Here is an 11,756-nt window from a genome sequence, read left to right as displayed (position 1 = left end):
CGCGAGAGCATGGATGTCAGGACCTTGCCCCGTCATCTGACCCTTGGGGCCATCTTCTCCCCGGCGGGGAGAAGAAAAAGTGAAGGACCCGCCCGATTTCGGGCGTCGGGCAAATATTATTTCTTCGGAGATTGCGCCGGCTTCGGCTGGGAGCCGGTTTCACGCATCTGGCGCCACTCGTTTTCGAGACGGTCATAAACGGTCTGGGGGATTGTCGCTGTCATGGTGGCATTCCTCCTTGAATGGTTAACGCTGCAGGATTGCGCGGTAAATGGAGTTAGCGCGCTAAGGTTCCGGAATTCAAGGAATTTTTTACTCCAAAACCCCGGTCCGAGGATTAAAATCGATTAAGGTTTTTTCAAATCGATTTAGTCCTGACGGACGTCACGGGTCATGAACCCCAAGTCATATCAAGTGTCATATCAGGAGCAGGCCATGGTCTTTGACGAGGCGCGATTCGTCGCGTCGGTGCGGAAATCCCTGTTCGGCGGGCGGCTGCGCACGGCGCAACTTGCAGGGATGAAGACGATCCTGTCGGGCTTTGCGACGGCGCTGCCCGGCGGCGATCCCCGGTGGCTGGCTTATATGCTGGCGACTGCTTTCCACGAGACCGCGGCAACCATGCAGCCGGTGCGCGAGACTTTGGCGACAACCGATGCCGAAGCGATCGCACGGCTCGACCGCGCCTTTGCCGCCGGCGGTCTGCCGATGGTCCGCAGACCCTACTGGCGGCGTGATGCGGAAGGGAAAAGCTGGCTGGGACGTGGCTTCGTTCAGCTGACCCATCGCCGCAATTATGAGACCATGTCGGTGCTGACGGGGGTGGATCTAACCGGCCGCCCCGCGCGCGCCATGGAAGCGGACGTGGCGACGGCTATCCTGATCCAGGGCATGGTGGCCGGCAGCTTCACCGGCAGACGTCTTGCGGATTTCTTCGATGCAGAGCGCGAAGACTGGGATGCGGCGCGCGCCATCATCAATGGCAGCGACCGGGCCAGCCTGGTGGGCAATTATGGGCGCGCATTTCATCGGGCCCTTCTTGCGGCGCGGATTGAACCGGCGCGGCCCAGGTGATAACCCGTTACGCAGCGCCGAGAAGGCCGCCTTCGAATTTCGCATGACAGGTGACACCGTGATCCGCCATATCGTCTTTTTCACCGTTCCCGAGGAAAACCGCGACGCCGTCCGCAAGGGCCTTTCCGGCCTTACCGCGATTCCGCATGCGCTGAAGCTGGAAATCGGCGAGAATGTGAAGAAGGACCAATGGGGCAATTCCGTCGATTTCATCGTTTATGGCGAGTTCGAAAACGAAGCGGCGCTGGCGGCCTACAAGGCCGATCCCGCCTATGATCTTTCCACCCGCACGGTGAAGCCGCTGCGGGAAACCCGCGTCGCCGCCGATTTCGACAGCGATACGGCAGTAAAAGCACCGATCCGGTAACGGTTCGGTTCAGCTGCGCAAGTGACGGGCATCTGCCCGTCGTCTGCCGAGAGCCGGCGAAAAAAATCTTTTTCCGTTTGGGCTTTGAGTCCCGGTATCCCTTATTTCTGTGCCTGTCGCAGGAAACCAGCCGACGCGTGTCTGCGCGACGACAAGACTCTCTTCGGCCCAAAGAGCTGGGCTGGCTGGTTCCCTGTGACAAGCCAGGGATGAGGAACATCACAAACAAGGACACCGTCATGCGATTTCCCTTTTCCCTGCCGCGCAAGCGCCCGGCGGATGGCAACGCCATGCCCGAAAACCGGAAAATGGCTGGCGGCTTCATGGCCGTGGCCATGCAGGGCGGGCAGGCCTTCTGGTCCGGCCGGTCCTATGCCGCGCTTGCCCGTGAGGGTTTCATGAAGAATCCCGTAGCCCACCGGGCTGCCCGCATGGTGGCGGAAGCGGCCGCGTCGGTGAACTGGCTGCTTTACGACGGCGATGACGAGATAGGCGATCATCCGCTGCTGGCGCTTCTGGCGAGGCCGGGCGCGCACATGGGCGGGCCGGATTTCTTCGAGGCGCTTTATGGCCACCTCATGCTGGCCGGAAACGCCTATGTCGAGCCGCTTGTGATCGGCGGGCGGCTGCGTGAACTGCATCTTCTCCGGCCTGACCGGCTCAGCATTGTCGAAGGGCCGGATGGCTGGCCGGCGGCTTATGATTACCGCGCCGAAGGCCGGGCCACGCGGCGCATCGCCGCCGAGCGGGACGGGCTGGGGCTGCTGCATCTCAAACTGTTCCATCCGCTGGATGACCGGGTGGGGTTCGCTCCGCTCGCCTCCGCCGGCGCGGCGCTTGATCTTCACAACGCGGCCAGCCAGTGGAACAAGCGCCTGCTCGATAATTCCGCCCGGCCTTCCGGCGCGCTGGTCTATCAGCCGCGGGAAGGCGGCAATCTTTCCGCCGAACAATATGAACGGCTGAAGCGCGAGCTGGAGGAGGGCTATCAGGGCGCCATGAATGCCGGCCGGCCGCTGCTTCTGGAGGGCGGGCTGGACTGGAAGGCGATGGGACTATCGCCGCGCGACATGGACTTTCTGGAAGCCCGCAACGGCGCGGCCCGCGATATCGCGCTCTCACTCGGAGTACCGCCAATGCTGATCGGCATTCCCGGCGACAATACCTATGCGAATTACCAGGAAGCAAACCGCGCCTTCTATCGCCTCACCGTGCTGCCGCTCGTCAACCGCACGGCGGCGAGGCTTTGCGGCTGGCTTGCGCCGATCTTCGGCGTGGGCCTGCGACTGGAAGCCGATCTTGATCGGATTGCCGGGCTCGCGGGCGAGCGGGACGCGCTCTGGACACGCATCGGCGCAGCCTCGTTCCTGAGCGACGAGGAAAAACGCGAGGCCGTCGGTTATTGAACGGACGGCGTTTCTTTCGCTTTGACGGTTCAAGCATTGTCTGAAGAAGCGGATTCTCTTTGTGAGCTCATCCGTCCAAGCGATTCCGAAGATTCGTAAAATCACCCGGTGCAGGCGCGCAGGAAGCGGCTGCGTGCGACGCGGCGCGTCCGCCCGATGACAACATCCTAGAACGGAATGATTAACCATGTCTGAATTCGCCAATGAGGCCGGCATCTGGGCCGCCCGCATCACCGGCGCCGTGGCGGGCGCGGGTGTATCGCTCGTTTATCTCCTGCCGAAAAGCAAGCGCGAGGCCGCGAGCCGTTTTATCACCGGGGTCTCCTGCGGCATGATCTTCGGCGGGCCTATCGGCCTTGGGATCGTGCAGCAGCTTGATATTGCCGGCGCGCTTTCCGGTCGCGAAATCATGGTAGCGGGTTCCGCCGCCGCCAGCATGGGGGCCTGGTGGGGGTTGGGCGTGCTGGTGCGCATCGCCGACCGTTACAGCGCCCGCCCGCGCGCCTGATATTCCCCTCACATCGCAGGAGTTACCCATGCACGCCTATCGCGGGCCGCGTCCCGCCACGCGTAAATTCGCCAATCTGGAACTGCGCGGCATTGCCGGCGACGGCACTTTTTCCGGTTACGCCAGCGTCTTTGGCGAGATCGATCTCGGCCGCGATGTGATCGAGCGCGGCGCCTTCCGCCGCTCCATCGAGGAGCGCGGTGCGTCCGGTATCCGCATGCTCTACCAGCACGATCCGGCCCAGCCTATCGGCGTCTGGCGCACCATCCGCGAGGATGAGCGTGGCCTTTATGTCGAGGGTATCCTCACGCCCGGCGTCGCCCGGTCGAGGGAAGTCCATTCGCTGATGAAGACCGGCGCTCTGGACGGGCTGTCCATCGGTTTCCGCACGGTTCGTTCGAGTAGGGAAGGGCGTTCCGGCAAGGCGGCCCGCGCCGGCGTCCGGCGCATTCTGGAGGCCGATCTCTGGGAGATCTCCGTCGTGACTTTTCCGATGCTTCCCTCGGCTCGCGTCTCCGATGTCAAGCATGCCCGCTTCTTCCGCGACCGCGACACCGAACTGGTGCGCAGCATGCGCCGCGCCGCCCGTTCGCTTTTCGATACCGCCTTCAAACGCTGATTTCCGGACAAACCGCAACAAGGAAAACCACATGACAGAGCAGACAACGACACCGGCCCCGATGACGGTTGCGCCGCAGCTGAAGGCCTTCCCCGATACGATGACGGCCGCCTTCGACGAGTTCATGGAGGCCTTCGAAGCCTTCCGTGAGACCAACGATCAGCGGCTTGCCGATATCGAACGCAAGATGGGGGCTGATGTCGTGACCCGCGACAAGCTCGACCGCATCGACAGGGCGCTCGACGACAACCGCAGGCTCATGGACGATCTGGCTTTGAAGAAGGCGCGGCCTGCGCTCGGCCGGAAGGACACGCTGTCGCAGGATGCCGAAGAGCACAAGACCGCTTTCGAGGCCTATATCCGCCGGGGCGAGGAAGCCGCGCTGCGCGATCTCGAGGCAAAGGCCTTTGCCGGCTCGGCCGGGGCGGACGGCGGCTTTCTTCTTCCGACCGAGACGGATGGCGAGATCGGCCGGCGCATGACGGCGATTTCGCCTGTCCGGGCGCTCGCCACGGTGCGACAGGTGTCCGCAGCCGTGCTGAAAAAACCCTTCGCCGCCGGCGGGCTCGCCACCGGCTGGGTTTCGGAAACGGCGGCGCGCCCGGAAACGGCGACACCGAAACTGTCGGAGCTTTCTTTCCCGACCATGGAGCTTTATGCCATGCCTGCCGCCACCCAGGGCCTGCTGGACGATGCGGCGGTCGATATCGAGGCGTGGATCGCATCCGAGGTGGACATCGCATTCGCCGAACAGGAGGCGGCGGCTTTCGTTGGCGGCGACGGCATCAACAAGCCCAGGGGGTTCCTCGCCTATACGACCGTTGCCAATAACGACTGGAGCTGGGGCAATATCGGTTATGTCGCGACCGGCGTATCGGCGGGCTTTTCCTCCGCCGGTCCCATGGACGTGCTGCTCGACGCCATCTATGCGTTGAAAGCCGGCCATCGCCAGAACGGCACCTTCCTGATGAACCGCAAGACGCAGGGTGCGCTTCGACGCTTCAAGGACACGACCGGCGCCTATCTTTGGCATCCGCCGGCTGCCGTCGGTCAGCCCGCCTCGCTGATGGGCTTTCCGGTGACGGAAGCCGAGGACATGCCCAATGTGGCGGCCAACAGCTTCGCCATCGCCTTCGGGGATTTCCGCGCCGGTTACCTCGTTGTTGACCGAACCGGCGTCCGCATCCTGCGCGATCCCTATTCGGCCAAACCCTATGTGCTTTTCTACACCACCAAACGCGTGGGCGGCGGCGTGCAGAATTTCGAGGCGATCAAGCTGGTGAAGTTCGGGGTGAATTGAACCTCGACGGTGCCGCGTGTTTCTTCTCCCCGCCGATGCCCGACAGGGCAGATGAGGGGGCAAGCTCTCGGTTTACCCCGACCCTTGCCCCCACGACCCGCTGCCGCGATCTTCTCCCGGCGGGAAGAAGGCGAAAGACGCAGCCGCTCGCCCTAATCTCCGGAGACCCCATGACCTATGCCCTCATCCATCCGCCGCAGGCGGAGCCGTTGACCCTTGCCGACGTCAAGGCGCATCTGCGTCTCGACAGCGGTGACGAGGACACCTTGCTTGCCACGTTGATACGCGCGGCCCGCGAGCATCTGGAACGCACCACCGGGCTGTGCCTCCTGCGCCAGACCTGGCGGCTTTATCTCGATCGGTGGCCCGAAACGGGCGTGATTCTGATTGGCAAGACGCCGGTGCAAGCCATCGAAACGATTCTGGTTTTCGACGGGCAGGGGCGCGTGGCAGACATCACCGCCACCGAAAAGCTGCTCGACGGCGCGGCGCGGCCGGCACGGCTGTGGCTGCGCGAACCGCCGGCCCCGGAACGGGAGCTGAATGGCATCGAGATCGATTTCACCGCCGGTCATGGCGAGGCCGCGACGGATGTGCCCGATACGCTGAAACGCGCCATGCTGATGCATGTGGCGCAGATGTTCGCCTTTCGCGGCGCCGTCGCGCCGGAAAACCAGCCGGCCGCCGTTCCGGCTGGTTATGAGCGGCTGGTGTCTCCTTTCTGCCGTCTGGGGCTTTAGGCCATGAACCTCGTCTTTCTTGATCCTGGCAGGCTGACGGCGCGACTGGAACTGGAAGTGCGGTCGGAAATGCCTGATGGACAGGGCGGCGCCGCCGAAAGCTGGAAGGCCGTGCACGCGTTGTGGGGCGCCATCGAACCGGTTTCCGAAGCCTCGCACGAGCGGGCTTCGGCCGAGGGGGCAACGATTACCCATCGTGTCTGGCTCGCCTGGCGCAACGACATCGACATCGGCACCGGGATGCGCTTTCGCAAGGGGTCGCGCATCCTCAACATCCGAACGGCGATAGATCCCGACGAAACCCGCCGCTTCATCGTCTGCCGTTGCGAAGAGGAAGACCAATGAGCGCCGCGAACCCGCTTCTTCAGGCGATCGTCGCAAAGCTCGCTGGCGATGCCGAATTGGCAGACCTCAACCCCGGCGGCATCGTCGACCGGCTTCTGACGCGTGGCCTTTTGCCATGTATTGTCTTCGACGAGGTCGAGACCCGCGATTATTCGACGGCGACGGAAAGCGCGGAGGAGCATTTTCTGACGCTGCAAATCTGGGGTGATGCCAATCGCCGCAGATCCACGGGTGAGATCGCCGCAAGGGTAAAAGCGCTGCTTGATGATGCCGCGCTGCCGCTCGTCGGCTTTTCGCTCGTCAACATGCACATGCTGTCCAGCCGCTCCCGCCGTGAGGCGAAGTCACGGAACTTCGTCCTTGAAATGCGGTTCAGGGCGGTAACGGAATGAAGGGCCTTACGCTTTCTGGCCGGCCACGGTTTTCCACAGCAGGATCAGCAGCAGCAGCGAAAGGGTGATCAGGATGGAAGCGATGCCAAGCATCGCCGCCACGCCGCCGCGATCGAGCGCCATGCTGAAAATGACAGGTGCAAAGGCGATGGCGAGATTTTGCGGAAGCGAAATCCGTGCGGCCTGAAGGCCGTATTGCTGCGGAGAAAACACTGCAAGCGGCAGAACGGCGCGGCTGACCGTCAGCACGCCCGCGCCAAAGCCGAACAGGGCGATGAAGCCGGCAAAGGCTGGTATGGCCGGAGAAAACACGAGCAGCACCAGAAAGGATGTCAGCAGAAGACAGAGGCCGATCAGGCAGGTGATGAAGGGATTGCCGTGTTTTCCCAGCAGGAAATCTAGCCCGCGCGCGGTAATCGCCAGCACGCTGCGCACCGATGCCAGCTGGATTGCGAGCGCTTGCGATGCGCCTGAATGCACGAGAAGCAAAGGCAGAAGCGGCGAGAAGCCAAAGGCGGTGAAGGCGCTGAGCGTGGTCATTGCCGCCAGAAGCAGGAAGGCGCGCCGCGTATCCACCGGCGAGGCCGGGATTTCGCCAGGATGCGGGCGCTGGCCTGGATTGCCGCCCTTACTCTTCGGAAGAACGAAGAGGTAAAGCGGCAGAAGCAGGAACAGCTGCAGACAGCCGTAGAGGATGAGGGTGCCGCGCCAGCCGAGATGCTGCTCCGCAAAGGCTGTAACGGGCAGGAACACGGCCGCCGAAAGGCCGGTAAAGACCATCAGCAGCGTCAGGGATCGACCGCTTTCCGCCCCGACGCGCTCCACCACGGCGGTGTGTGCCGCCGTTGTCAGCCCGCAGGCGCCGGCAAAGCCCATCACCGCCCAGCCCAGCAGATAGCTTGTCACGCCGCCTGCAAAAGCAAGCAGCGCAAAGCCGCAGGCAAAAAGCAGGGTGCCGCTGACCAGCACCGGCGCTGCGCCGTGGCGCACAAGCATCCGCCCGAGCAGCGGCCCGCAAAGCGCACTGATGGTCATCATCACGGTCAGGCCTGCAAAAACGACTTCGTTGGCGATGGCGAGTTCGCTGCCCATTCGTGGACCGAGAATGGCCAGCATGTCGAAACCGGAACCCCAGCTGACGACCTGCCCAAGCGCCAGCACGCCGATAAGGCGTGTACGGAACGTCGGGGAAGCAGCATCGGACATGGCAAGATCGCACAATGCGAGGGCAAGGAACATTTTTGGTCGCAGGCCCGCAACACCCTGCAACCGCAATCGAAACGGAAGGAAACAGGATGGTGGCGCAGAAGGGCAAGGATTTTCTGCTGAAATTCAACAATGCCGGAACATATGTCACTGTTGCCGGGCTCAGAACGCGGCGGCTGGCCTTTAACGCCCAGGCGGTGGACGTTACCGATGGGGAAAGCGTCGGGCGCTGGCGCGAGTTGCTGGCGGGTGCCGGCGTGCAAAGGGCCGCGCTGACGGCGTCAGGCATATTCAAGGATGCGGCGAGCGATGCGCTCGTGCGCGGCGCGTTTTTCGCGGGCACCATTCCCGGCTGGCAGATCGTCATACCCGATTTCGGCACGATTATCGGGCCGTTCCAGATCGTGGCGCTGGAGTATTCCGGCCGTCACGATGGCGAAGTGCAATTTGAGATCGCGCTGGAATCGGCCGGTCTTTTGACCTTTGGAGCGCTGTGATGCCGCAAGGGTTGCGTTACGGGCGGGCGAACCGCCATCGCGGCGAGATCGAAGCGCTGTTCGACGGCGAGAGGCGCATATTGTGCCTGACGCTCGGCGCGCTTGCCGAGCTCGAAACCGCCTTCGAAGTCGACGACCTGACAGCGCTCGCCGAACGTTTTGCGAGCGGACGCATGAAGGCCACCGACATGATCCGGGTGATCGGCGCGGGGTTGCGCGGCGCCGGCAATGTTTTTTCGGATGAGGATGTTGCCAGCGCCACGGTGGAGGGTGGCATTGTCGGCCATGCCGCCATCGTCGCCGAACTTCTGACCGCCACCTTCGGCGGTTTGAAAGGGGAGACGCCGCGGGACCCCTGAATGCCGCAGCAGGCGATGCGACGCCGCGCCCTTTTCCCTGGGATGCGGTTCTCCATGCGGGTTTCTGCCTACTGCGGCTTTCTTCCGAAGTCTTCTGGCGGCTGACGCCCAGAGAGTTTTTCGCCATGACGGGCGGCGTGCGCTCCGGTTCACACGGCCCCGATCGACAGGAGATGGAGGCGATGATGCGGCGTTTTCCCGACAGGGAGGCATCCGATCATCGTTTCGCGAAGATGTTTTAATTCAAATACTTGAAGCTCCAGTTTGAATCGGAAAGGCAGGTACGATGGCGGGTGAAGGATCGATCGCGGAAAATCGGGAGGAGGCGGAAGCCCTGTCCGAAGTGATGGGCGATCTCGAACGCCGCTCCGAACGGTTCGGAGCGGCGCTGACGTCTGCACTGCAGGCGGCAACGACAGGCGGCAAAGGGCTGGACGATGTGCTGCGCGGCCTTGGGCAGCGGCTGTCGGGCATCGCGCTTTCCGCCGGGCTCAAACCCTTTGAGGCCATGATTGGCAATGCCGTCGGCGGGTTGTTGAACGGCGGCGGCTCGCTCTTCGCCTTCGCGGATGGCGGGATGCCGGGGCGCAGCGTCACGCCTTTCGCCGAGGGTGGTGTCGTCTCCAGCCCGGCGTTTTTTCCCATGGACGGCGGGCTTGGCCTGATGGGAGAAGCAGGGGCGGAAGCCATATTGCCTCTGAAGCGCGGCCCGGATGGTGCACTCGGTGTTGCGGCGCCTTCCGCCGGCGGCGGGTCCCAGATCATTTTCAACGTCACGGCGACGGATGCGGCAAGCTTCCGCAAAAGCGAAGGCCAGATTGCCGCAATGCTGGCGCGCAGCGTCGGGCGCGGCCAGCGTGGACTGTAATATGCAGACCTTGTCCCTGTCCCGACCGGCCTGCCGAGCATGGACAAACCGCGAAGGATGAGGGCCTGCGGCCGGCACACCCCGAACAGCGAAATGAATCCAGGAACAACGACATGGTGGCATTTCATGAAGTGCGGTTTCCGCTGCGGCTGGCGCTCGGTGTGAGCGGCGGGCCGGTGAGACGGACCGACATCGTCAATCTTTCCAATGGGCGGGAAAGCCGCAATCAGCGCTGGCGAAATGCCAGGCGTGCCTATGACGCCGGCTCGGGCATCCGCTCGCTCACCGATCTCTATGAGGTGCTGGCCTTTTTCGAAGCGCGGCGCGGCGAGCTTTACGGCTTTCGTTTTCGCGATCCCGTGGACTTCAAATCCTGCCCGCCGGGAGACACGCCGGCATCGACCGATCAGAGGATCGGCGTGGGTGATGGCGTCACGGTGCGGTTTCAACTGGTCAAGACCTATGCCGATGCGGGTGGCTTCTTCACCCGCCGGGTGGAAAAGCCTGCCGAGGGCTCCGTCCTCGTATCGGTCGAGGGTGTGCCCGTATCCGCTTCGGATATGTCCTGCGATTACGCGACCGGTATGGTGACATTCGGTTCCGGAAAGGTTCCGCCCGCCGGTGCGGTGGTCCGTGCCGGCTATGAATTCGATGTACCGGTACGGTTCGCGACCGACCGCATCGACATCAACCTCACCGCCTTCGAAGCCGGGCGAATTCCCGCCATTCCGCTGATGGAAATCCAGCCATGAAAACGATCGCTCCCGCCCTTGCCGGGCATCTTGAAAGCGATGCCACGACCACTTGCCATTGCTGGAAAGTGACGTTGAAGGATGGCGCCGAAATCGGATTCACCGATCATGACGAGGCGCTTTTCTTCGCCGGCACGGCCTTTCTGGCCGCCAGCGGTTTTTCGGCCAGCGATAATGACAGCGAAACCGGGCTCGGCGCCGGCGCAGGTGAAGTGGCAGGCGGTTTTTCCAGCGAGGCGATTTCGGAAGAGGATCTTGCCGCCGGCCGTTTCGACGGAGCGAGAGTGGAGCTTTACCTCGTCAACTGGCAGGCTCCGGAAGAGCATGTGCTTCTCTCCCTGCGCGAGATCGGCGACGTAACCCGGGCGGGCGGGTCCTTTCGCGCCGAGCTGCGCAGTTTCGCCCATCGCCTCAGCCAGCCGCAGGGGCGGGTTTATGGACGGCGCTGCGATGCCGCGCTGGGAGACGCACGCTGCGGCGTGGCTCTGGCGCGGTTCACCGGCAATGGCCGGGTGGCGGCGGTGGACGCGGCCGGCAATCTCGTCGCAACCGGGCTCGATGCTTTCCCGGATGGTTTTTTCAACGGGGGAAAGGTGCATTTTCTCACCGGTCCGCTTGCCGGGCGCGGGTTCGATCTCGATGGTCATGAGCAGCGCAATGGCGGCGCGCTTCTTTCTTTCTGGCTTCCACCGGATGAGGCACCGTTGCCGGGAGACAGCTTTTCCGTCACGGCCGGTTGCGACAAGAGCTTCGCCACATGCAGGCATACATTCGCCAATCAGCTGAATTTCAGGGGATTTCCCCATCTTCCAGGGGCTGATTTCGCCTATTCTTATGCCAGCGGTGGTCACACCCACGATGGCGGGGCCTTGTTCCCATGAGCGAGACGGGAGACAAGGTGCTGGCGCTGGCCGAGCCGTGGATCGGCACACCCTATCGGCATCAGGCGTCGCTAAGGGGCGTTGGCTGCGATTGTCTCGGCCTGATCCGAGGCGTCTGGCGCGAACTCTACGGCAGCGAACCGGAACTTCCGCCGCCCTATGCGCCTGACTGGGCCGAGCGCTGTGGTGAGGACCGGCTGATGGCGGCCGTGCAACGTCATTTTCCCGACGTTTCGGGCCTGGACGGGGCAAAGCCCGGAGACCTGCTGCTGTTCCGCTGGCGGGCCGATGCGGCGGCTAAACATCTCGGCATCCTCGCGGAATCCCGGCATTTCATCCACGCTTATGAGCAGGCGGCGGTGGTGCGTTCCGCCTTGGTGCCATGCTGGAAACGGCGCATCGCCGGCATTTTCCGCTTTCCCGATCCCTGAGATTTTTTGAG

Annotated in this window: 17 protein-coding genes; 16 read left to right on the top strand and 1 reads right to left on the bottom strand. The window is 63.3% G+C overall.

Going from position 1 to position 11,756, the window contains the following annotated elements:
• The first annotated feature begins 435 nt into the window (after positions 1-435).
• The 9 genes from BLU28_RS00350 to BLU28_RS00310 all read left to right on the top strand — a co-directional run bounded on the left by BLU28_RS00350 (position 436) and on the right by BLU28_RS00310 (position 6,751).
• Positions 436-1,074, top strand: coding sequence for a lysozyme family protein (locus tag BLU28_RS00350; protein WP_077986775.1), 639 nt, complete (start codon positions 436-438; stop codon positions 1,072-1,074).
• Between the two features lie 58 nt (positions 1,075-1,132).
• Positions 1,133-1,441 (top strand): Dabb family protein, encoded by a 309-nt coding sequence (locus tag BLU28_RS00345; protein WP_006700091.1) that lies wholly within the window; start codon positions 1,133-1,135, stop codon positions 1,439-1,441.
• 239 nt (positions 1,442-1,680) lie between these two features.
• Complete coding sequence (locus BLU28_RS00340) at positions 1,681-2,847, top strand: phage portal protein (protein ID WP_004440739.1); 1,167 nt, start codon at positions 1,681-1,683, stop codon at positions 2,845-2,847.
• Between the two features lie 187 nt (positions 2,848-3,034).
• Positions 3,035-3,355, top strand: coding sequence for a DUF6107 family protein (locus BLU28_RS00335; protein ID WP_077986776.1), 321 nt, complete (start codon positions 3,035-3,037; stop codon positions 3,353-3,355).
• Positions 3,356-3,383: 28 nt separating this feature from the next.
• A complete protein-coding gene (locus tag BLU28_RS00330; RefSeq protein ID WP_004440741.1) occupies positions 3,384-3,974 on the top strand; it encodes an HK97 family phage prohead protease in 591 nt (196 codons plus the stop codon).
• 31 nt (positions 3,975-4,005) lie between these two features.
• Positions 4,006-5,274 carry a phage major capsid protein gene (locus tag BLU28_RS00325; protein ID WP_077986777.1) on the top strand — a complete coding sequence of 423 codons (1,269 nt, stop codon included), beginning with the start codon at positions 4,006-4,008 and terminating at the stop codon, positions 5,272-5,274.
• A 170-nt stretch (positions 5,275-5,444) separates the two neighbouring features.
• Positions 5,445-6,014 (top strand): head-tail connector protein, encoded by a 570-nt coding sequence (locus BLU28_RS00320; RefSeq protein ID WP_035210200.1) that lies wholly within the window; start codon positions 5,445-5,447, stop codon positions 6,012-6,014.
• Between the two features lie 3 nt (positions 6,015-6,017).
• Entirely contained in the window at positions 6,018-6,359 is a 342-nt protein-coding gene (locus BLU28_RS00315; protein ID WP_077986778.1) for a phage head closure protein, read from the top strand.
• Positions 6,356-6,751: a DUF3168 domain-containing protein gene (locus BLU28_RS00310; RefSeq protein WP_004440751.1), complete on the top strand. Its 396-nt coding sequence runs from the start codon at positions 6,356-6,358 to the stop codon at positions 6,749-6,751. The genes BLU28_RS00315 and BLU28_RS00310 overlap by 4 nt, the downstream gene beginning before the upstream one ends.
• A 6-nt stretch (positions 6,752-6,757) precedes the next feature.
• On the opposite strand, the gene BLU28_RS00305 is transcribed toward BLU28_RS00310, so the two are convergent.
• The gene (locus BLU28_RS00305; RefSeq protein ID WP_168247098.1) at positions 6,758-7,957 is read right to left on the bottom strand and encodes an MFS transporter; all 1,200 of its coding nucleotides are present in this window, start codon (positions 7,955-7,957) and stop codon (positions 6,758-6,760) included.
• Between the two features lie 89 nt (positions 7,958-8,046).
• Here BLU28_RS00305 and BLU28_RS00300 point away from each other — a divergent pair, with 89 nt between their 5' ends.
• The 7 genes from BLU28_RS00300 (at position 8,047) to BLU28_RS00270 (ending at position 11,745) form a co-directional block, all read left to right on the top strand.
• The gene (locus tag BLU28_RS00300) at positions 8,047-8,454 is read left to right on the top strand and encodes a phage major tail protein, TP901-1 family (RefSeq protein WP_004440755.1); all 408 of its coding nucleotides are present in this window, start codon (positions 8,047-8,049) and stop codon (positions 8,452-8,454) included.
• A complete protein-coding gene (locus BLU28_RS00295) occupies positions 8,454-8,813 on the top strand; it encodes a gene transfer agent family protein (protein ID WP_077986779.1) in 360 nt (119 codons plus the stop codon). Before BLU28_RS00300 ends, BLU28_RS00295 begins: the two co-directional genes overlap by 1 nt.
• Positions 8,810-9,055, top strand: a complete 246-nt coding sequence (locus BLU28_RS00290) for a rcc01693 family protein (protein ID WP_077986780.1) — start codon at positions 8,810-8,812, stop codon at positions 9,053-9,055. Before BLU28_RS00295 ends, BLU28_RS00290 begins: the two co-directional genes overlap by 4 nt.
• A 44-nt stretch (positions 9,056-9,099) precedes the next feature.
• Positions 9,100-9,681, top strand: coding sequence for a phage tail tape measure protein (locus BLU28_RS00285; RefSeq protein WP_077986781.1), 582 nt, complete (start codon positions 9,100-9,102; stop codon positions 9,679-9,681).
• A gap of 113 nt (positions 9,682-9,794) precedes the next feature.
• Positions 9,795-10,433: a TIGR02217 family protein gene (locus tag BLU28_RS00280; protein ID WP_077986782.1), complete on the top strand. Its 639-nt coding sequence runs from the start codon at positions 9,795-9,797 to the stop codon at positions 10,431-10,433.
• Positions 10,430-11,314, top strand: a complete 885-nt coding sequence (locus BLU28_RS00275; RefSeq protein ID WP_077986783.1) for a DUF2163 domain-containing protein — start codon at positions 10,430-10,432, stop codon at positions 11,312-11,314. Before BLU28_RS00280 ends, BLU28_RS00275 begins: the two co-directional genes overlap by 4 nt.
• Positions 11,311-11,745, top strand: a complete 435-nt coding sequence (locus BLU28_RS00270; protein WP_077986784.1) for an NlpC/P60 family protein — start codon at positions 11,311-11,313, stop codon at positions 11,743-11,745. Before BLU28_RS00275 ends, BLU28_RS00270 begins: the two co-directional genes overlap by 4 nt.
• Positions 11,746-11,756 lie beyond the last annotated feature (11 nt).

It is taken from the genome of Agrobacterium pusense, assembly GCF_900102105.1.
Taxonomy (GTDB): Bacteria; Pseudomonadota; Alphaproteobacteria; order Rhizobiales; family Rhizobiaceae; genus Agrobacterium; species Agrobacterium pusense.
The sequence above is the reverse complement of the archived record's forward strand: the minus strand, read 5'-3'. Positions and strand labels throughout refer to the sequence as shown.

What these genes read in the sequence shown, in the direction of transcription:
- BLU28_RS00295 (WP_077986779.1), top strand. Translation starts at nt 8,454, where the DNA reads ATGCCGCAAGGGTTGCGTTACGGGCGGGCGAACCGCCATCGCGGCGAG.
- BLU28_RS00340 (WP_004440739.1), top strand. Translation starts at nt 1,681, where the DNA reads ATGCGATTTCCCTTTTCCCTGCCGCGCAAGCGCCCGGCGGATGGCAAC.
- BLU28_RS00325 (WP_077986777.1), top strand. Translation starts at nt 4,006, where the DNA reads ATGACAGAGCAGACAACGACACCGGCCCCGATGACGGTTGCGCCGCAG.
- BLU28_RS00280 (WP_077986782.1), top strand. Translation starts at nt 9,795, where the DNA reads ATGGTGGCATTTCATGAAGTGCGGTTTCCGCTGCGGCTGGCGCTCGGT.
- BLU28_RS00305 (WP_168247098.1), bottom strand. Translation starts at nt 7,957, where the DNA reads ATGTCCGATGCTGCTTCCCCGACGTTCCGTACACGCCTTATCGGCGTG.
- BLU28_RS00285 (WP_077986781.1), top strand. Translation starts at nt 9,100, where the DNA reads ATGGCGGGTGAAGGATCGATCGCGGAAAATCGGGAGGAGGCGGAAGCC.
- BLU28_RS00300 (WP_004440755.1), top strand. Translation starts at nt 8,047, where the DNA reads ATGGTGGCGCAGAAGGGCAAGGATTTTCTGCTGAAATTCAACAATGCC.
- BLU28_RS00350 (WP_077986775.1), top strand. Translation starts at nt 436, where the DNA reads ATGGTCTTTGACGAGGCGCGATTCGTCGCGTCGGTGCGGAAATCCCTG.
- BLU28_RS00270 (WP_077986784.1), top strand. Translation starts at nt 11,311, where the DNA reads ATGAGCGAGACGGGAGACAAGGTGCTGGCGCTGGCCGAGCCGTGGATC.
- BLU28_RS00335 (WP_077986776.1), top strand. Translation starts at nt 3,035, where the DNA reads ATGTCTGAATTCGCCAATGAGGCCGGCATCTGGGCCGCCCGCATCACC.
- BLU28_RS00275 (WP_077986783.1), top strand. Translation starts at nt 10,430, where the DNA reads ATGAAAACGATCGCTCCCGCCCTTGCCGGGCATCTTGAAAGCGATGCC.
- BLU28_RS00330 (WP_004440741.1), top strand. Translation starts at nt 3,384, where the DNA reads ATGCACGCCTATCGCGGGCCGCGTCCCGCCACGCGTAAATTCGCCAAT.
- BLU28_RS00320 (WP_035210200.1), top strand. Translation starts at nt 5,445, where the DNA reads ATGACCTATGCCCTCATCCATCCGCCGCAGGCGGAGCCGTTGACCCTT.
- BLU28_RS00310 (WP_004440751.1), top strand. Translation starts at nt 6,356, where the DNA reads ATGAGCGCCGCGAACCCGCTTCTTCAGGCGATCGTCGCAAAGCTCGCT.
- BLU28_RS00315 (WP_077986778.1), top strand. Translation starts at nt 6,018, where the DNA reads ATGAACCTCGTCTTTCTTGATCCTGGCAGGCTGACGGCGCGACTGGAA.